Raw genomic sequence first — 18,894 nt, forward strand, 5'->3', positions numbered from 1 at the left:
GACGGAGCATGGACACAGCAGCGCACGGCGGGGGGTCGCAGCCGGCGCCGGCGCCGCCGATCGGGGCGACGCCCCGCGAGCGCCTCGAGGCGGTGCTCTACGAGCTGCGGCGGGTGGTGGTGGGCCAGGACCGCCTGCTCGACCGGGTGCTCGTGGCGCTGCTCTCCCGCGGCCACGTGCTGCTCGAGGGCGTGCCGGGCCTCGCCAAGACGCTGACCCTCGAGACCGTCGCCCGCGTGTGCGGCGGACGGTTCAGCCGCATCCAGTTCACCCCCGACCTGGTGCCCTCCGACGTGGTCGGCGGCCAGGTGCTCGACCGCTCGGGCGACTTCGCGACCCGCCTGGGCCCGGTGTTCGCCAACTTCGTGCTCGCCGACGAGATCAACCGCGCGCCCGCGAAGGTGCAGTCGGCGCTGCTCGAGGTGATGGCCGAGGGCCACGCGACGATCGCGGGCGAGAGCCACCCCACGCCGCGGCCGTTCTTCGTGCTCGCCACCCAGAACCCGATCGAGAGCGAGGGCGTCTACCCGCTGCCCGAGGCGCAGGTCGACCGCTTCGCCATGAAGCTGGTGGTCGGCTACCCCTCGCCGGCGGACGAGGAGGAGATCGTGCGGCGCATGGCCTCCGACCCGCCCCGGCCCCGCCAGCTGCTCGACCCGGCCCAGATCCTGGAGCTGCAGGAGTCGGCCGACACGGTCTTCGTCGACCACCGCGTGCGGGCCTACGCCGTGCGGCTGGTCAACGCCACCCGGGCGCCGGCCGACGAGGGCCTCGGCCACCTGGAGCCGTACCTCGACCTCGGCGGCTCGCCCCGCGCGTCGCTCGCGCTCATCCGCGGCGGGCGGGCGCTGGCGGTGATCCGCGGGCGCACCTACGTGATGCCGGAGGACGTGCACAGCCTCTTCCACGACGTGCTGCGCCACCGCGTCGTGCTCTCCTACGAGGCGCTCGCGGCCGACGTGCGGCCCGACCAGGTGCTGGACGCGATCATCGACGCGATCCCGCAGCCGGACGTGGAGCTCGGCAGTGGCCGCGCCGTCGGCTGAGTCGATCCTGCGGCGCGTGGAGCTGCGCGTCGCCCGCCGGCTGGACGGCCTCATGCAGGGCGAGCGCCAGGGCCGGCGGCCGGGCCCCGGCGGCGAGCCGTCGCTCACGCGGCCCTACGAGCCGGGCGACGACGTGCGCTGGGTCGACTGGCCGCTCAGCGCGCGCGCCGGCGAGCCGACCGTGCGCGTGCCCGAGATCGAGCCCGTGCTGACCGCCTGGGCGCTGGTCGACTGCTCGCCCTCCATGGCCTTCGGCACCCGCGGCGGCACGAAGCTCGAGCTGGCGCAGGAGGTGCTCGCGGGCGTCGGCGCGGTGCTGCGGCGCCGGGGCGACCGGCTGGGCGTGGTGGCCACGCGCGCCGGCGACATCGACCTGGTGCGCCCGCCGCGGGCCGACCGGCGGGGCGTGGTGGCGGCGATCGCCGCCGTGGCCAGGCTCGCGCCGCCGCAGGGCGAGGGTGGCCGCACCGACCTCGTGCGCGCCGTGTCGGCGATGGGCCGCATCGCCCGCCACCGCGGGGCGGTGGTGATCGTGTCCGACCTGCCGATGCAGCCGGGCCTGGAGCGCGCCGTCGGGGCGCTCGGCCGCCGCCACGAGGTGATCGCCGTCGAGGTCCGGGACCGCCGCGAGCGCCACCTGCCCGACGTCGGGCCCGTGCGGCTGCGCGACCTCGAGACGGGCGCGCGGCGGCTGGTCGACACCTCGGACCCGCGCTTCCGCGACGGCTTCGCGGCCGCCGTCGAGGCCACCGACCGCGCCCGCGCGGCGATGCTCGCCCGCGCCGGCGCGCGGCACGTGATCGTGGAGACCGGCGACGACTGGCTGCTGCCGCTCGCCCGCGGGCTGGCGCGGCCCGCGCGCCGGCGGGCCGCCCTGCGCGCATGACGTTCGGGCAGCCGCTCCTGCTCCTGCTGCTGCTCGCGGTGCCGCTCGTGGCGGCCGCCGCGGCATGGTGGACCCGCCGCCGCCCGGCACCCGGCGTCCCGTTCCCCGACCTCGACGTCGTCGCCGCCGCCGATCCGGGCCCCCGCCGCCGGCGCCACCTGCCGGCCGCGCTCGCGCTGCTCGCGCTGGCCGGCTTCACCTTCGCCCTGGCCCGCCCCGAGCTGCCCCGCGACGAGCCGCGCGAGCGCGCGACGATCATGCTGGCGATCGACGTCTCGGGCTCGATGGCGGCCGCCGACGTCGAGCCGTTCCGCCTGCGCGCCGCGCAGGACGCGGCCAAGCGCTTCGCCGAGGAGGTGCCGCGCCGCTACCAGGTGGGGCTGGTCAGCTTCTCCGGCCAGGCCGACACGCTGGTGGCGCCCACCACGGACCGCGGCGCGCTGCTGCGGGCCATCGACGGGCTGGTGCCCGACGGCGCCACGGCGGTGGGCGAGGCGATCGCGTCGTCGCTCGAGGCGATCCGCTCCACCCAGCCGGCCGCCGACGCGGACGGCCGGCTCGAGGCCGCGCGCATCGTGGTGCTCTCGGACGGCGCCACCACGGTCGGCCTGCCGCCCCAGCTCGCCGCCGAGGACGCCCGCTCGGCCGGGGTGCCGGTCTTCACGGTGTCGCTCGGCACGCCGGACGGGATCCTCGCCAACGGCACCCCGGTGCCGCCCGACGACGAGGGGCTGCAGGCGATCGCCGAGATCACCGGCGGCCAGGCGTACCGCAGCGAGGACGCGGAGTCGGTGAGCGCGGTGTACGAGCACCTCGGGTCGTTCATCGGCACCGAGCGGGTGCGCTCGGAGGTGACCGGCTGGGCCGCCGGCGCGGCGGCGCTCCTGCTGGTGGCGGCCGGCGTCGCGGCCTGGCGGCTGGCGCCGCGCCTGTCGTGACGTTCCAGTCGGCAGGGTGGCTCTGGGCCCTTCTCGCCGTGCCCGTCCTGGCGGCCGGCCTCGTCGCCTGGGCGCGCGCGGGCCGCGCGGCGGCCCGGCGCTGGTCGGACCCCCGCGTCATGGCGGTCGGCCCGTCGCCGCGCGCGCGGCGCCTGCGCGCCGCCGCCGCCCTGGTGGCGCTGCTGGCCGTCGCCGCCGGCGCGGTGGCGATGGCGCGGCCCTCCGTCGAGGACACCCGCCGGCAGCAGCGCTCGACGGTGATGGTGACGCTCGACGTCTCCGAGTCGATGGTGACGACCGACCTCGCGCCCTCGCGCCTCGACGCGGCGCTCGACGCCGCCCGGCGCCTGGTCGACGGCGCGCCGGCACGCACCGCGATCGGGCTCACCACGTTCGCCGACCGGGCGACCGTCGTCCTCGCGCCCACCGACGACCGGCTGCGCATCCGCGAGGCGCTCGACACCGTGGGGGAGACGCGCGTGGGCACGGCGCTCGGCGCCGCGGTGACCGCGTCGCTGGCCGCGCTGACCTCGGCCGGCGCGGTCCCCGAGGCCCCGCCCGCCGACCCGTCCGACTCGCCCGCCCGCATCCTGGTGCTCACCGACGGGGCCAACTCGATCCGCAGGGCCACGTCGCCCGAGGCGGCCGCCGAGCGCGCGGCGCAGGCCGGGGTGCCGATCTACACCATCCTGCTCGGCGACGACCCGGGGCGCCCCGACCAGCCGCTGCCCGCCGAGACGCTGTCGGCGATGGCCACCCGCACCGGGGGGATCTTCGCCCAAAGCACGAGCGCCGGCGACCTGCGCGTTGTGTTCGACGACATCGGCTCGATCGTGGCGCCCGTGGAGGGGCTGCGGGAGCTGACGGTGTGGGTCGCGGCCGCGGCGGCCCTGCTGCTGCTCGTGGCCGGCGCGCTGCTCGCGCTCGCGCGGGCCCCGTGCGCGCGGCGGCCGGGCGCGCGGCGCCTTGCCCCGCGGCGCATCGTCTGACTATGGTCAGACGATGCCGGACGCCGCGCTCGTCGAGGAGGTGCGCCGCTCCATCCGCGCGGTGACCGCCCGCGCGGGGGCGCTCGACGACCGCTTCTTGGGCCGCGGCCGGCCGCTCGGCGCGGCGCGGCTGCTGTGGGAGATCGGCGACGACGGGGCCGAGGTGCGCGACCTGCGGGCCCGGCTGGGGCTGGACTCGGGCTACCTCAGCCGGCTGCTGCGCGCGCTGGAGGGCGCCGGCCTGGTCGTCGTGGCGCCCAGCGAGCGCGACCGCCGCCGGCGCACCGTGCGCCTGACCGGCGCGGGGCGCGCCGAGCGGCGGCTGCTGGACGAGCGCGCCGACGAGCGCGCGCGGGCGATCCTCGCGCCCCTGCGCCCGGCGCAGCGCCGCCGCCTGGCGGACGCCATGCGCGAGGTCGCGCGGCTGCTCGACGCGGGCGCGGTGGAGACGCGGGCCGTGGACCCCCTCCACGCCGACGCGCGCCGCTGCCTGGACGCGTACTTCGCCGAGCTCGACCGGCGCTCGGGCGGGCGCTACGACCCGGCCGCCGGGGAGAGCGCCGACCCGCACGAGCTGCGGCCGCCGGACGGGCTGCTGCTGGTGGCCTACCTGCGCGGCGCGCCGGTCGGCTGCGGCGCGGTGAAGCACCCGGCGGGACGGCCGGCCGAGATCAAGCGCATGTGGGTCGACCCGTCCGCGCGCGGGCTCGGCATCGGCGCCCGCCTGCTCGACGAGCTCGAGCGGCGCGCCGCCGCGGCCGGCGCGGCGACGGCGCGCCTCGAGACGAGCCGCACGCTGACCGAGGCGATCGCGATGTACCGGCGCGCCGGCTACGCGGAGGTGCCGCCGTTCAACGGCGAGCCCTTCGCGGACCACTGGTTCGAGAAGCGGCTGTGACCTACGGCCGGGCGGGGCCGGCGCCGGCGAGCGGGTCGTCCAGCGAGCCCGCCAGCGGGGCGTCCGCGAGCACCTCGTCGAGCATGTGGGCGACGTCGGGGTCGAGCTGCGCGCCGGCCACCTCGCGCACGATGGCCATCGCGCGCTCCGGCGCCAGGCCGCGGCGGTAGGGGCGGTCGGCGGTGAGCGCGTCCCAGGTGTCGGCCACGGCCATGATGCGGGCGCCCATCGGGATGTCCTCGCCGGCGAGCCGGTCGGGGTAGCCGTCGCCGTCGATGCGCTCGTGGTGGTGGCGCACCCACCCGATCTGCTCCTCGTCGAGCACCTCGGAGACGATCTGCGCGCCGAGCGCCGCGTGGGCCTCGACGATCGTGCGCTCGTGGGCGGTGAGCTGCCCGGGCTTGAACAGCACCGAGTCGGGCACGCCGACCTTGCCCACGTCGTGCACGAGCGCCGCGTCGCGCAGCGCGCCGGCGCGCGCCGGGCCCCAGCCCAGCGCCAGGGCGAGCCGGTGCGAGAGCTGCGCCACGCGCTCGGAGTGCCGCTGCGTGCTGGGGTCGCGGGCGTCCACCGCGTGCGCCAGCGCGCGCAGGGCGCTGTAGGCGCGCAGCTGGGAGACCCGGCCCACCGGGTCGTCGTCGAGCGGGTCGCGCACCACCTCGGGGGTGTAGCGGCACACGAGGTCCCGCCCGTGCGACTTGGCCCAGTAGAGCGCGCCGTCGGCCAGGCGCACGAGGCCGGCCGGGTCGGCCGCGTCGCGCAGGTCGCAGACGCCGCCGGAGATCGTCATCTCGGCGACGGGGCCCACCGGCGCCCGGCGCACCTCCTGGCGGGCCCGCTCGGCGGCCGCGAAGGCGCCGGCCGCGTCGGTCTCGGGCATGATCCAGGCGAACTCCTCGCCCCCCACCCGGGCGACCATCTCGCCCGAGCGCGCCATCGAGGCCAGGCGCGCGGCGACCTCGGCGAGCACCCGGTCGCCGGCCTGGTGGCCGAGGCCGTCGTTGACGTGCTTGAACTCGTCGAGGTCGAAGAGGGCCAGCGCGAGGCGGCGGTTGTGGCGGCGCGCCCGCTCGACCTCCTCGGCGAGCCGCTCCTGGAACGCCCGGTGGTTGGCCAGGCCGGTGAGCGGGTCGGTCGACGCCTGGGCCACCAGGCGCTCGCGCGACTCGACGCTCTCCACGGCCAGCGCCACCATGTCGGCCATGCGGCCCAGCCGGGCCAGGTGCTCGTCGCCGGCGCCGGCGTCCGCCTCCCAGCTGAGCACGGCCGCGCCCCAGAGGGCGCCGTGGCGCACGATCGGGGCGACGGCGCGGGCGGGCGCCCCCGCCACCCGGCCGGCGGGCTCCACGAAGGCCGGCGCCGCGCCCGAGCGGAGGGCGGCGATCACCCGCCCGGCGATGGCCGCCTCGGGGTCGGGCCCCGCGTGGCCGGCCGCGCTCAGCGTGCGGTCCGGCTCCAGGCGGGCGATGACGGCGGTGCGCGCGCCCGGCCAGCCGGCGAGCTCCCGCGCGGCGGTCGCGCAGACGCGCTCCACGCTCTCCGCGCTCGGCACCGAGGTCGCGACGCGGCTCAGCGAGAGCTGCTCGTCGGTGGTGGCGCGCAGCGCCGAGACCACCCGGTCGCGGCTGCGGCCGAGCGCCCACCAGAGGGCGAGGCTGCCGAGCGCCAGCAGCGCCACCGCGGCCGCGACCACGGCGACGAAGCGCCGCTGGTCCTCGTCGGCGCGCTGGGTGCTGCGCCGGCCCTCGGCGTCGATGGCGGCCAGCCAGGCGGCGGCCTCGGCGTCCAGGCGGGTCGCGAGGGGCTCGACGCGGTCGCGCAGCGCCCGGGCGGCCGCCGGGTCGGTCAGGCCGCCCGCGTTGCGCAGCGCCACGGCGACCACCCGGTCGAGCAGCTCCACCGAACGCGCCCCGTGGCGGCGCATCGCCTCGCTCGCCGGGTAGTCGGCGCCCTGCCGCTCCGCGACGGCCGCGAACGCCGCCTGCCCCGCCAGCAGGCCCTCGACCGCCTCGCGCACGGCCTGGGGCCGGGCGGTCTCGCCGCGGGCGAGGAAGTCGGCCTCGATCGCGCGCAGGTCGTCCGAGGCGGTCGCGATCGCCACGAGCCCCTCGTAGAGGCGCGCGCGCTCGTGCTGGCCGTCGAGCGAGCCGACCGCGGAGAGCGCGACGACCGCCACGACGACGGCGCCGAAGACCGCGAAGCCCAGCAGCTGGCCCAGGTGCAGGCGGCGCAGGCGCGAGGCCGCGTGGGCCCACGACGTCGGGCCCTCCGCCGTCCCGCGCGTCACCCCTCCGCCCGTCGCAGCACCGACCACCCCCGAATCGGCGTGCCGCCCTCCGGGGGCGGCACGCGGCGCATGCTACTTCACGGCGCCCGCGAGCAAACCCTGCACGAAGTAGCGCTGGAAGGCGAAGAACATCGCCAGGGGGATCGCCATCGAGACGAAGGCCGCCGGCGCGATCAGGTCGATGTTCGAGCCGAACTGGCGCAGCTGGGAGAAGATCGCGACCGTGATCGGCTGGGTGTCCCGGGCGAGGGTCAGGGCCACGATCAGGTCGTTCCACGTCCAGATGAACTGGAAGACCGCCAGCGCCGCGATCGCCGGCAGGCCGAGCGGCAGCACCACCCGCAGGAAGATGCGCCACTCCGAGGCGCCGTCCAGGCGCGCGGCCTCGAGCAGCTCCTTCGGGATCCCGATGAAGAAGTTGCGCAGCAGGAAGATCGCGAACGGCAGCCCGAACGCCGTGTGGAACAGGATCAGCGACAGCTCGGTGTCGAAGATGCCGAGGTCGTTGTAGAGCGAGAACATCGGGATCAGCGCCATCTGGATCGGCACCACGAGCATCCCGATGACCGCGATGAACCACCAGTCGCGGCCGGGGAAGTCGATCCAGGCGAAGGCGTACGCCGCCAGCGCCGCGACGAAGATCGGCAGCACGGTGCCGCCGATGGCGATGATCGCGGTCGTCGTGAGCGACGACGTGATGTCGTCGTTGTCGAAGATCGCCTGGTAGTTGTCGAACGTCGCCAGGCTGGGCTCGGCGAAGATCTGCCACCAGCCGTTGTCGGAGGCGTCCTCGGCGGTGAGCAGCGAGGTGAGGAAGAGGCCGATCGTCGGCACCAGCCAGACGAGGGCGATCGCGATCAGCAGCACCTGGAGCGGCGCCTTCGTCAGCACGCGCACGATGCGGGCGCCCACGCCCTCGCGCCTGGTGCCGGCCTCGGTGGCGGGCGCGGGGCCCGGGGCGGTCGCGGTGGTCACCCTTCCCTCCGGAAGCGTCGGATGTTCAGGACCAGGATCGGGATCACGAGCACGAACAGCAGCACGGAGATCGCCGAGCCCAGTCCGAAGTCGCTCGTGCCCGTGAACGCCACCCGCCACATGGAGAGCGCGATCACGGCCGCGTCGTCCTGCACCGAGGCGGGTGCCACGGCCAGCACGATGTCGAAGACCTTCAGCACGTTGATCAGCATCGTGATGAAGACCACCGTCAGCACCGGCGCAAGCAGCGGCACCGTGATGCGGCGGAAGACCTGCCACTCGTTGGCGCCGTCCGTGCGCGCGGCCTCGAGCAGGTCGCGCGGCAGGGCGGCCAGCCCGGCGGCGATCACCACCATCGCGAAGCCGGCCCACACCCACGTGTAGGCGATGATGCAGGAGATCGTGACGAGGGACGCCCCGAGCCACGAGACGCCGTCGAAGCCCTGGCGGAAGGTCTCCGAGCCGATGCCCACGCGGTAGTCGCCGGGCGCGAGGCCCTCGAAGCGGAACGTGCCGTCGTCGCCGGTGGTCGTGCTCTGCGACGCGCCGTCGGGACCGCGGATCTCGACGGTGACGCCCGGCAGGCCGACCTCGTCGGCCTCCACCACCCCCGGCTCGCCGCCACCGGGCTTGAAGTCCCGCCACACGACGCCCGTGATGCCGTCGTCGATCGGCTCCGGCTGGACCGCCTGGCCGGCCCGCTCGGGCACCTCGGCGGCGCGGATGCCGGTCAGGCCGAGCAGCGCGCCCTGGCCGGGCCGGATCGACTCGCCCAGCACGATGGCGCCGCCGGAGCGGGTCACCTCGCCGCCGGAGGGCTGCGCCCCGGTGAGCGGCCCGGGCGGTCGCACCTCGTCGTAGACCGCCGCGATCGCCGCGTTGACGGCGCCGCGGTCGGGGTTGATCTCGAGCATGATCCGCCAGGAGATGCCGGCCGCGAACAGCGAGATCGCGATCGGCATGAACACCACGAGCTTGAAGGCGGTGCCCCACGAGACCCGCTCCGTGAGCACCGCGAAGATCAGCCCGAGCGCGGTGACCAGGGCCGGCACGATCGCGACCCAGATCAGGTTGTTGGTGACCGACTTCAGCAGCGTGTCGTTGCTGAAGATCTCCGAGTAGTTGTCGAAGCCGACGAACGCGTCGCCGGCGCGGTCGAAGAAGCTGCGGATGATCGTCCAGATCGTCGGGTAGACGATCCAGACGCCGAGCAGGACGACGGCGGGGGCCAGGAAGACCCCCGCCGTCATCAGGGAGCGGAGCCGCGTCGACGGCCCGCCCTCCGCCTCCGGCGCGGGAGGCGGAGGGGGCGGTGCCGCGGTGACGGAGTCCGTGCCCACGCGCCCTTACCGGTAGGCGCGGGCCGCGGCCTGCTCGAGCTGCCGCGCGATGGCCTGCGCGTCGCCCGGGTTGCGGAGGAAGTCCTGCAGGAGCTTCCACTCGCCCTGCCCGGCGGTGCCGCCGAACGCCGGCGGCGCCAGGTCGGACATGTCGAAGCGGAAGGTCTCCGCGTCGGCCAGGTCCGTGGCGATCTGCCGGGTGATGTCGTCCGGGTAGACCGACGGGTCGAGGTTCTGGTTGGCGCTCAGGAAGCCGCCCCGGCTCGCCCAGGCCTCGGCGGCCTCGGGCGTGGTGAGGAAGTTCATGAACGCCTGGCCCGCCGGCGAGTCGCGGAACAGCACGCCGATGTCGCCGGCGCCGACCACGACCGGGCCGGAGTCCTTGACCGACGGGAACGTGAAGACCCCGAAGTCGCCCTCCTGGGCGTTGGTCTCGTTGCGGATGTTGCCCGCCACGAAGTCGCCCTCGAAGGTCATGGCCGCCTGCGGCGGGTCGGTGAAGAGCTGCTGCACCGAGCGCGGGAAGTCGACCTGCAGCGCGTCGCGGGTGCCCCCGGCGATGTTGGCCGAGGTGCCGATCACCTTGCGCATCTCCTCGAGCGCCTCGATGACCGTCGGGTCGGTCCACGGGATCTCGTGGGCGGCGAGCTGGTCGTACTTCTCCGGCCCGGCCGTGCGCAGGTAGATGTTCTCGAAGAGGTCGGTGAGCGTCCAGCCGTCGGCGCCGGCGATCGAGAACGGGGCGACGCCCGAGGCCTTGATCGTGTCGGCGGCCGTGACCAGCTCGTCGAGGGTGGTGGGCGGCTCGACGCCGGCGTCCTCGAAGACGGTGGTGTTGTACCAGCCGAGCGACTTGTTGGCGCTCTTGAAGAGGATGCCGTAGAGCTTGCCGTCGAACGTGCCGATGTCGGCGATGGACTCGCCGAAGTTCTCGACCACCGCGTCGCGCGCGAAGTCGATCGGCTGCAGCGCGCCGTCGGTCACGAAGCCCTGGATCGTGCCGGGCTGGGCGATGAAGGCGATGTCGGGCGGGTTGCCGCCCTGGACCGCGGTCTGGAGCACGGTCGGCAGGTTGTCGCCGGCCGAGTTGTAGCTCACGTTGACGTTCGGGTAGTCCTCGTTGAAGCGGTCGATGACCGCCTGGAAGGACTCCTGCTCCTGGCCGGCCCAGATGCCGCTGATGCTGAGCGAGCCGCTGACGTCCTCGTTGGCGGCCGCGCCGCCGGCGGTGTCGCCGCCCTCGTCGTCGTCGCCGCATCCCGCGGCTGCGAGTGCGGTGAGCACCGCGACGAGCACGAGCGCCAGCAGCCAGAGCCGCGCGCGCGCCCCGGTCGCGTCCCTCATCCTGCACCTCCCCCTGTCGTTGTCTGATCGCCGTAGACCGCCGCGCCCGACTCGGGGTCGAACACGTGCACCCGGTCGGTGTCGATCGCCAGCTCGGTCGCGTCGCCCTCCCGCACGCCGGAGCGCGGGTTGACGCGGGCCACGACCAGCGTGCCCTCGGCGCCCTCCATGATTGGCGCGCCCCCGTCGCCGCCCGCGTCGGCGGCGAGCTCGGCCACCTGCTCGGTCTCCGCCGCGCGCGCGCCCGGCAGCCGCACGTGGGCGTGGATCTCGGATCCGAGCGCCTCGCGCAGCTCCACCGACCCGCGCAGCCGGCGGTCGGCGGGCCAGTCCGCCTTGAGGGCCGCGTCCTCCATGTCCTCGGGCCGGATGCCGAGGATCACCCGCCTGCCCGCGTGTGCCCGGATGCCGGGCCGCGCCTCCAGCAGCCCACGGCCCAGCACCAGCCGCTGCTCGCCGAGCACCGCCACGGCGCCGTCGCCGTCGGCCTCGAGGCGGGCCTCCAGCAGGTTCATGGCCGGGCTGCCGATGAAGCCCGCCACGAAGATGTTGACCGGGTGGTCGTAGACCTCCTGCGGCGAGTCGACCTGCTGCAGCCGCCCCTTGCGCATGACGGCGACGCGATCGCCCATGGTCATGGCCTCGACCTGGTCGTGCGTCACGTAGAGCGTCGTCACGCCGAGGTCGTCCTGGAGCTTGCTGATCTCGGCGCGGGTCTGCACGCGCAGCTTCGCGTCGAGGTTGGAGAGGGGCTCGTCCATCAGGAAGACCTGCGGCCGGCGCACGATGGCGCGGCCCATCGCGACGCGCTGGCGCTGGCCGCCCGAGAGGGCGCCGGGCTTGCGGTCGAGGTATTCCGTGAGGCCCAGCGACTGGGCGGCGGCGCGCACCCGCCGGTCGATCTCGGCCTTGTCGGTCTTCTGCAGCCGCAGGCCGAACGCGATGTTGTCGTACACCTTCAGGTGCGGGTAGAGCGCGTAGCTCTGGAAGACCATCGCGATGTCGCGGTCCTTCGAGGGCACCCGGTTGACGACGCGCTCGCCGATCCGGATGCGGCCCTCCGAGATGTCCTCGAGGCCGGCGACCATCCGCAGGGCCGTGGTCTTGCCGCACCCCGACGGCCCCACCAGGACCATGAACTCGCGATCCTCGATCGTGAGGTCGAAGTCCTCCACGGCGCGGGCGCCGCCGGGGTACACCTTCCCGACGTCCTCGAACTCGACCGAGGCCATCAGGGGATGGGGTGCGTCGTCATGCCGGGGACCCTCCGCTCGTATCAATGGCGACGAAGTCCCGCGCACCATAGTCCATGTGCGGACCGTCACGCGACACCGCCGACGCGGCACGTGCTTCCCGTTCCCAGGCGGGTCTGAACGTCGCCGCCCAGTCCGCCGCCTCGGCCTTCGAGCACCACCGGCCCTCGACGGCGTAGCGCGCCCCGCGCAGCGCGTTGAGCACCGCGTCCGGCGATCCGGGGGCGTGGCGGCGGTGCCAGGCCAGCGAGCGGCGCACGGCGACGAGCTGCGCCGAGCGCGGGACCACGGGGAAGCCCTCGCGCGGCGGCGGCCCGCACAGGGCGACCGCCCGCTCCCGCGCGATGGCGGCGTCGAGCGTGAACCAGTGCGCCGCCGGCATGCGCGAGCGCCCCGTCGCGACGCGCCGCCGCATGGCCGGCCCGTCGTTCAGGTTCACCATCACGACGGGCGCCGCGCCCGCGAAGCGGGCCACCACCAGCTCCAGGCCGCGGGCCGGGCAGGGCAGGGCGGCGTGGTCGCATCGGCGCGCCACCGCCCGCCGCACCGAGGCCGGGAGGTCGTCCCGCGCCACCGCCCACACGTCGAGGTCGCTCGAGCCGGGCCGGTACGCGCCCATCGCGGCCGAGCCGACCAGGTAGACGCCGACCAGCCCTCCGCCGAGCGCGTCGGCCAGGCGGGCCCGCAGCTCGCGCAGGTAGGCCGTCTCGCGCGGCGGGATCACCGCCCCGGCGACAGCAGCTCCGCCGGGTGGGCCACGCGCACGTCCGAGCCGATCTCCCGCAGCCCGGCGGCGATCTGGATCGCGCATCCCGGGTTGGCGACGGCCACGACCGGCGCGCCCGAGGCGACCACGGCCTCGGCCTTCTGGCGGCGCAGGCGGGCCGCCCAGTCGGGCTGCAGGACGCTGTAGAGCCCGGCGGCCCCGCAGCAGCGGCCGCCGTCGCCGAGCTCCACGCAGGTGGCGCCGGCGTCGCGCAGCATCGGGCGCGGCTCGAGGCCCTGCGCGTGCAGGTGGTGGCACGCGTCGTGGACGGCCACGCGCCCCAGCCCGCGGTCGCGGGGCGGCGGGCGCAGCTCGATGAGGTCGACCGTGCGGGCGGCCACCCGCCGGGCGCGCTCCGCCCAGGCGGGGTCGTCGGCGAGCAGCTCGCCGTAGGCCTTCACGTGGGCGCTGCACCCCGACGCGTTGACCACCACGACGTCGGCCCCCTCCATCTCGGCGATGCGCTCGCGCGCCATCGCGCGCGCGGCCTCGGGGCGGCCGTGGTGCATGGCCAGCGCGCCGCAGCAGCCGGCGGCCCGGGTGCGCTCGGCGCGGTGGCCCGCCTCGGCCACCAGGCGCATCGTGGCCCGCCCGACCGGCCGGAAGGCGACGTCCATCACGCACCCCGACAGCACCTTCGCCACGGGGCCCTCGCCCAGCGCGGCCGGCACGGGCCGCAGCAGCTCGCGGATCGTCGCCGGCGGGGTCGAGGCGCGCTGCGCCGGCGGGGCGAGGCGGTCGAGCCGCAGGGCGCGGGCGACGGCGAGCAGCCACCCGGCGGCGGCGACGAGCCGCGGCCGCGGCAGCACGGCGGCCAGGCCCAGCCGGCGCAGCCCCCGGGCGGCCGGCGCTCGGGTGGTCTCGGCCTGGGCGCGTGCGCCCTCGATCATGCGGCCGTACGGCACCCCGCTGGGGCAGGCCGCCTCGCACGCGCGGCAGGCGAGGCACTCGTCCATCATGCGGGTGAACGCGGCGTCGACCTCCCCGGCGCCCTCCTCCACGGCGCGCATCGCCGCGATGCGGCCGCGCGGCGAGGCCGTCTCCGCGCCCGTCAGCCGGAAGGTGGGGCAGTGCGGCAGGCACAGCCCGCACGCGACGCAGGTGACCAGGTCGTCCTCCGCCGGGGCGAGCACGTCCGGCCGCCAGTTGCTCACGCGCTCCACGGGAGGAACCTCCGGTTGAGGATGCCGGCCGGGTCGAACGCCGCCCGCAGCCGCCGCATGATCGCCAGGCCCGGCGGCGGCGGGCCCCACGGGTCGGCGCGCAGCTCCTCCGGGGCGTCGGCCACCACGGCGTGACCGCCGAGCTCCGCCGCCCAGGCCCGCACGCGGCCGACCTCCTCCGCCGCGCCCACCGCCACCAGGCACGTGCCGACGCCCATGCGGGCCTCGTAGGGCAGCCCCGCCGCCTCCAGGCGCCGGGCCAGGTCGGCGACGGCGGGCGGTGGCACGCCGGCCTCCACCACGCCGGCGCCGGCGGGGGCGGGCGGGGCCCCGGAGGGGCCGAGCCCGGCCGGCGGGCGGACGTCCTCGGGCGGGCCCGTCAGCTCCACGTGCAGGCGTCCCGGCGTGAGGATCACGGCCCCGGGCCGCGGCGGGCCGGCGAGCGCCGCCTCGCCCACGACGACGCGGTCGGCCAGCGCGCCCTCGGCGGCGAACCAGCCGCGCGCCGGCGGGAGCGGCCACAGCTTGAGCGTCACCTGCACGATCACGCCCAGCGTGCCGAGCGAGCCCACCGCCAGCCGCGGGATGTCGAAGCCGGACACGCCCTTCACCGTGCGCCCGCCCGCCGTCACGAGGCGGCCGTCGCCCGTCGCCAGCACGACCTCGAGCACGGAGTCGCGCACCGCGCCGTCCCGCAGCCGGGAGCGCCCGCTCGCGGCCGCCGCGAGCACGCCGCCGACGGTCGACCCCGGTCGCGCGTCGGCCTGCGGCCAGCACTGGCCGGCGGCGGCCAGCAGGGCGGCCACATCCGCCACCGGCGCCCCGGCCTCCACGGTGAGCGTCAGGTCGGCCGGCTCGTGGGCGACCACCCGGCGCAGGCCGCCGGTCAGCAGCTCGCGCCCGGCGACGGGCCCCGGCCACCCGCGCGCCGACCGCGTGCCGCCGCCGCGCACGTCGACCGGCTCGCCGCGGGCGGTGAGCCCCGCGAGCGCCTCGGCCGCCTCGGCCGGGGTCGCCGGGGCGAGCGCCGCGCTCACAGCCACGTGCCCGCGGGCAGGGCGCCGGCGTCCAGCACGAGCTCGCCGCAGCGGCTGCCCACCGGCAGCACCTTCGCCGGGTTCATGCGCCCGGTCGGGTCGAAGGCGTCGCGCGCGCACGCCTGGGCGGCCAGGTCGACGTCGCTGAAGGTCAGCGGCATGAAGTCGCGCTTCTCCAGGCCGATGCCGTGCTCGCCCGACAGCACGCCGCCGGCCGCGACGCAGGCCTCGATGATCGCCGCCCCGGCCGCGTGGACGCGCGCCACCTGGGCGGCGTCGCGGCGGTCGAACGCGATCAGCGGGTGCAGGTTGCCGTCGCCCGCGTGGAAGACGTTCATGATCACCAGGTCGTGCTCGGCGGCGATGGCCTCGATGCGCTCGAGGATCTCCACCAGCCGCGTGCGCGGCACCACGCAGTCGTGCAGGTAGTAGTTGGGGGCGATGCGGGCGACCGCCCCGAACGCGCTCTTGCGCGCCTTCCACAGCAGCGCGCGCTCGGCCTCGTCGGCCGCGGCGCGCACGCCGCGGGCCCCCGCCTCGCGCGCCACGCGCTCCACCACCTCGGCGTTGGCGGCGACCTCGGCCGGCGTGCCGTCGACCTCCACGAGCAGGATCGCCGCCGCGTCGACCGGCAGGCCGGCGTGCACGAACTCCTCCACCGCGACGGTCATCAGCCGGTCCATCATCTCCATCGCGGCCGGGATCACCCCCGCGGCGACGATGCCGCCCACCGCCTCGCCGGCGGCCCGCACGGTGGGGAAGTCGAGGAGCATCGTCCGCACCGCCGGGGGCGTGCGGCTCAGGCGCACCGTGACCTCGGTCACCACGCCGAGCGTGCCCTCGCCGCCCACGACGAAGCCGCGCAGGTCGTAGCCCGGCGGGTCGGGCGCCGTGCCGCCCAGCCGCAGGACCTCGCCGTCGGCGAGCACGATCTCCATGCCGAGCACGTGCTGGGCGGTCACGCCGGAGGCCAGGCAGTGCGGCCCCCCGGCGTTCGTCGCGACGTTGCCGCCGATGGAGCACGCCCCCTGGGAGGAGGGGTCGGGCGCGTAGTGCAGCCCCAGGTGGCGCACCGCGGTCGACAGGTCGAGGTTGAGCACGCCCGGCTCGACCCGCGCGCACGGCACGGCCGGGTCGATCTCCACGATGCGGGTCATGCGGGCCACCGACATCACGAGCGCGCCGTCGAGCGGCACCGCCCCGCCGCAGAGGCCGGTGCCCGAGCCGCGCGGCACCACCGGCAGCCCCAGCTCGGCGGCGAGCCGCACGCAGGCCACGACCTCGGCGGTGGTCTCGGGCAGCACCACCAGCCCGCACTCGCCCTGGGCGATCGAGCCGTCGCGCGCGTAGAGGCGCCGCTCGAGCGGGTGGTCGATCACCCGCCCGGGGCCCAGGAGCTCCTCGAAGCGGTCGCGGGTGCGCGGTGCCGGTGCGGTCGCCACCCTCGCGAGGCTATCCCACGCGCCGCCGGGGCCGGGCACGCGTCAGGGCAGCGTGGTGGCCGGGTCCTCCGGGACCTCCGGCCCGCGGATGCCGGCGAGGATCGCCGCCGCGGCCCGCTCGCCGCCCTCGACGGCCTCGATCACGGCCGCGCCCGGCGCCAGGTGCACTCCGTTGAGGTCCGCCAGCCACTCGGCCGGCGCGCGCACCGCCGCCATCTGGCCGGCGTCGGCCATGGGGTACGCGCGCGCCACGCGCAGCACCTCGACCGGCCGGGCGGCGGCCGGGTCGTCCAGCAGGCCGAGCGGGTCGGCCAGCGCCGCCGCGCACAGGCGCCCGAGCTCCGTGTCGCCGAGGCTCCAGACCGGGTCGCCGGCCTCGGCCTGGCAGTAGCACTCCAGGCCGAGGATCGTCCGCCCCGGCGGCGCCAGCGCGTCGCTCCAGTTGCGCGGCTCGAACATGCGGGCGAACGGCACCGCGGGGTGGTCGACCTGGATCCAGGGCTCGTCGGTCAGGCGCTCGCGGTCGAGGGCGAGGTAGACGATGCAGACGGCGCGCATGCGCACGCCCCGCGTGGTGGCGCCGGGCGGGGCGGGCGTCAGCATCCGGGCGGCCGCCGCGGCGGGCATGGCGACGACCGCCTGGCGCACCTCCACGACCTCCTCGCCGCGGGGCCCGGCCAGGGCGACGGCGGCGAGCGCCCCGTCCGGCACCTCGATGCGCGTCACCCGCGTGCCCAGGCGCACCTCCGCGCCGGCGGCGACGGCGGCGCCGGCCATGGCGTCCATCAGCTGGCCGATGCCGCGGGCGGGGAAGACGAAGCCGTCCGGGGCCGCCTGGTCCTCGAGCAGCCGGCGGGCGCGCTCGGCGGGGATGCGCTCGAGCGGCACGCCGTCGACCTTCTCGAGGTAGGGCCGCATGACCCGGTCGACGAACGGCCCGCCGAAGCGGGCCGCGAGCTCGCCGCGCGCCGTGCCCTCGCCCGCCGCCCCGTGCCACACGCGGCCGTCGCCGCCGCCGCCGGGCCGCTGGTCGAGGTAGCGGCCGCGCCGGATGGCGCCGTCGATGACGCAGGAGACCGGCCGGCCCACCCACACGAGCTCGTCGCCGAGCAGCGACTCGAGCCAGGCCCGCCGGGCCGGGTCGCGCACGAACGGGATGTGGCCGCCGACGTCGTAGGCGAACCCGTCGCGGCGGCGGGTGACGCAGAGGCCGCCGACCTCGTCGGCCGGGTCGACCACGAGGGGGCGGGCGCCCGCGCGCGCGAGGGCGAGCCCCGCGCCGAGTCCCGCGGGCCCCGCGCCCAGCACGACGGCGTCGAACGTTGCCACGGTCTCAACCTCTGCCCATTCCGGCGCGTCCGTCAACCAGCGGCGGGGACAGGCGTCCCGGCGTCCCGCCGCCGGCCTCGGCTATCCTGCCCCGGGTGAGGAGGCGCGCCACATGACCCTGCGAGCGTTCGCGCTGATCCTCGCGGCCGTCATCGCCGTCCCCGCCGCCGTGGCGCTCATGCGCCCGAGCCGCGATGGCGCCCCCCGGCCGACGGCGTTCACGCTGCGCCGCCCGCTCGACGCGCTCTGGGCCGTCGTGCCCGTGGCGCTGCTGATCCTGCTGGGCGCCCTGTCGGCGATCGCGTGACGACCCGCGCAGTGCCCGCCGCCGCCGCGGCCCGCCCGCTCGCCGTGGTCGGCGACTACGTGCGCCTGACGAAGCCGCGCATCATCTCGCTGCTGCTGGTGACGACCGCCGGCGCGATGTTCGTGGCCGCCGCGGGCGTGCCCGACGGCTGGCTCCTGGTCTGGACCATGATCGGCGGCTACCTGGCCGCGGGCGGCGCCAACGCCATCAACCACTACGTCGACCGCGACATCGACGGGCGCATGAGCCGCACCACCGAGCGCCCGGTGGTCGCCGGGCGCGTGCCGCCGGCGCGGGCGCTGGCCTTCGGCGTGGCCCTCGGCGCGCTCAGCGCGCTCGTGCTCGGCCTGGCCGCCAACTGGCTGACGGCCGCCCTCGCGCTGCTCGGCCTGGTGCTCTACGTGGGGCTCTACACGCTGTGGCTCAAGCGCACCTCGGTCCACAACATCGCGATCGGCGGCTCCGCGGGGGCCGTGCCGCCCCTGGTGGGCTGGGCGGCGGTGACGGGCGAGGTGGGCCTGTCGGCGTGGCTGCTGTTCGCGATCGTCTTCTACTGGACGCCCCCGCACTTCTGGGCGCTCGCCCTGCTGCTGCGGCGCGACTACGCGGCCGCCGGGGTGCCGATGCTCCCGGTGGTGGCGGGCGACCGCGAGACCAAGCGGCAGATCCTGCTGTGGACCGTCGTGATGGTCGCGGTCACGCTCCTGCCGGTCGCCTCGGGCGCGGCCGGGGCCTTCTACCTGGTCGCCGCGCTCGTGCTGGGCGGCATCTTCCTCGTGCTGGCCGCGCTGCTGGCGCGCGCGCCGGAGCTCGAGTGGGCCCGCGCGACCTTCCACTACTCGCTGCTCTACCTGGCGCTCGTCTTCGTCGCGCTGGTCATCGACGCGGCCTGAT

The 18,894-nt window shown here is 76.7% G+C and carries 17 protein-coding genes; 7 read left to right on the forward strand and 10 right to left on the reverse strand.

What is annotated here, in order from left to right; translation table 11 throughout:
* The first annotated feature begins 8 nt into the window (after positions 1-8).
* Genes ITJ85_RS01000 through ITJ85_RS01020 form a run of 5 tightly spaced genes read left to right on the forward strand, consistent with a single transcriptional unit; the run spans position 9 to position 4,757 of the window.
* Positions 9-1,046 (forward strand): AAA family ATPase, encoded by a 1,038-nt coding sequence (locus tag ITJ85_RS01000; RefSeq protein ID WP_217914494.1) that lies wholly within the window; start codon positions 9-11, stop codon positions 1,044-1,046.
* Positions 1,047-1,062: 16 nt separating this feature from the next.
* On the forward strand, positions 1,063-1,932 hold the full coding sequence (locus ITJ85_RS01005; RefSeq protein ID WP_217914495.1) for a DUF58 domain-containing protein: 870 nt from the start codon (positions 1,063-1,065) through the stop codon (positions 1,930-1,932).
* Positions 1,929-2,870, forward strand: a complete 942-nt coding sequence (locus tag ITJ85_RS01010; protein WP_217914496.1) for a VWA domain-containing protein — start codon at positions 1,929-1,931, stop codon at positions 2,868-2,870. The genes ITJ85_RS01005 and ITJ85_RS01010 overlap by 4 nt, the downstream gene beginning before the upstream one ends.
* A 38-nt stretch (positions 2,871-2,908) precedes the next feature.
* Positions 2,909-3,859, forward strand: coding sequence for a vWA domain-containing protein (locus ITJ85_RS01015; protein ID WP_217914497.1), 951 nt, complete (start codon positions 2,909-2,911; stop codon positions 3,857-3,859).
* Between the two features lie 13 nt (positions 3,860-3,872).
* The gene (locus ITJ85_RS01020) at positions 3,873-4,757 is read left to right on the forward strand and encodes a bifunctional helix-turn-helix transcriptional regulator/GNAT family N-acetyltransferase (protein WP_217914498.1); all 885 of its coding nucleotides are present in this window, start codon (positions 3,873-3,875) and stop codon (positions 4,755-4,757) included.
* A 1-nt stretch (position 4,758) separates the two neighbouring features.
* On the opposite strand, the gene ITJ85_RS01025 is transcribed toward ITJ85_RS01020, so the two are convergent.
* The 10 genes from ITJ85_RS01025 to ITJ85_RS01070 form a co-directional block, all read right to left on the reverse strand.
* Positions 4,759-7,044: a diguanylate cyclase gene (locus ITJ85_RS01025; RefSeq protein ID WP_217914499.1), complete on the reverse strand. Its 2,286-nt coding sequence runs from the start codon at positions 7,042-7,044 to the stop codon at positions 4,759-4,761.
* A 72-nt stretch (positions 7,045-7,116) separates the two neighbouring features.
* Positions 7,117-8,019, reverse strand: coding sequence for a carbohydrate ABC transporter permease (locus ITJ85_RS01030; protein WP_217914500.1), 903 nt, complete (start codon positions 8,017-8,019; stop codon positions 7,117-7,119).
* Positions 8,016-9,269, reverse strand: coding sequence for an ABC transporter permease (locus tag ITJ85_RS01035; protein ID WP_217914501.1), 1,254 nt, complete (start codon positions 9,267-9,269; stop codon positions 8,016-8,018). Before ITJ85_RS01035 ends, ITJ85_RS01030 begins: the two co-directional genes overlap by 4 nt.
* Positions 9,270-9,365: 96 nt before the next feature.
* Positions 9,366-10,703: an ABC transporter substrate-binding protein gene (locus ITJ85_RS01040; RefSeq protein ID WP_217914502.1), complete on the reverse strand. Its 1,338-nt coding sequence runs from the start codon at positions 10,701-10,703 to the stop codon at positions 9,366-9,368.
* Entirely contained in the window at positions 10,700-11,935 is a 1,236-nt protein-coding gene (locus ITJ85_RS01045; protein ID WP_217914503.1) for an ABC transporter ATP-binding protein, read from the reverse strand. The genes ITJ85_RS01040 and ITJ85_RS01045 overlap by 4 nt, the downstream gene beginning before the upstream one ends.
* Positions 11,936-11,954: 19 nt before the next feature.
* Positions 11,955-12,680, reverse strand: coding sequence for a hypothetical protein (locus tag ITJ85_RS01050; protein ID WP_217914504.1), 726 nt, complete (start codon positions 12,678-12,680; stop codon positions 11,955-11,957).
* A complete protein-coding gene (locus tag ITJ85_RS01055; protein ID WP_217914505.1) occupies positions 12,677-13,885 on the reverse strand; it encodes a (Fe-S)-binding protein in 1,209 nt (402 codons plus the stop codon). Before ITJ85_RS01055 ends, ITJ85_RS01050 begins: the two co-directional genes overlap by 4 nt.
* Positions 13,873-14,922, reverse strand: a complete 1,050-nt coding sequence (locus tag ITJ85_RS01060) for an FAD-binding protein (RefSeq protein WP_217914506.1) — start codon at positions 14,920-14,922, stop codon at positions 13,873-13,875. The genes ITJ85_RS01055 and ITJ85_RS01060 overlap by 13 nt, the downstream gene beginning before the upstream one ends.
* Positions 14,919-16,364, reverse strand: a complete 1,446-nt coding sequence (locus ITJ85_RS01065) for an FAD-binding oxidoreductase (RefSeq protein ID WP_217914507.1) — start codon at positions 16,362-16,364, stop codon at positions 14,919-14,921. The genes ITJ85_RS01060 and ITJ85_RS01065 overlap by 4 nt, the downstream gene beginning before the upstream one ends.
* A gap of 42 nt (positions 16,365-16,406) precedes the next feature.
* Complete coding sequence (locus tag ITJ85_RS01070; RefSeq protein WP_217914508.1) at positions 16,407-17,693, reverse strand: protoporphyrinogen/coproporphyrinogen oxidase; 1,287 nt, start codon at positions 17,691-17,693, stop codon at positions 16,407-16,409.
* 112 nt (positions 17,694-17,805) lie between these two features.
* Between ITJ85_RS01070 and ITJ85_RS01075 the strand changes: the two genes are divergently transcribed.
* Both ITJ85_RS01075 and ITJ85_RS01080 read left to right on the forward strand, forming a co-directional pair.
* Entirely contained in the window at positions 17,806-18,000 is a 195-nt protein-coding gene (locus ITJ85_RS01075; RefSeq protein WP_217914509.1) for a hypothetical protein, read from the forward strand.
* The gene (locus ITJ85_RS01080; RefSeq protein ID WP_217914510.1) at positions 17,997-18,893 is read left to right on the forward strand and encodes a heme o synthase; all 897 of its coding nucleotides are present in this window, start codon (positions 17,997-17,999) and stop codon (positions 18,891-18,893) included. The genes ITJ85_RS01075 and ITJ85_RS01080 overlap by 4 nt, the downstream gene beginning before the upstream one ends.
* Position 18,894: the final 1 nt, after the last annotated feature.

Source organism: Miltoncostaea marina (assembly GCF_018141525.1).
GTDB lineage: Bacteria > Actinomycetota > Thermoleophilia > Miltoncostaeales > Miltoncostaeaceae > Miltoncostaea > Miltoncostaea marina.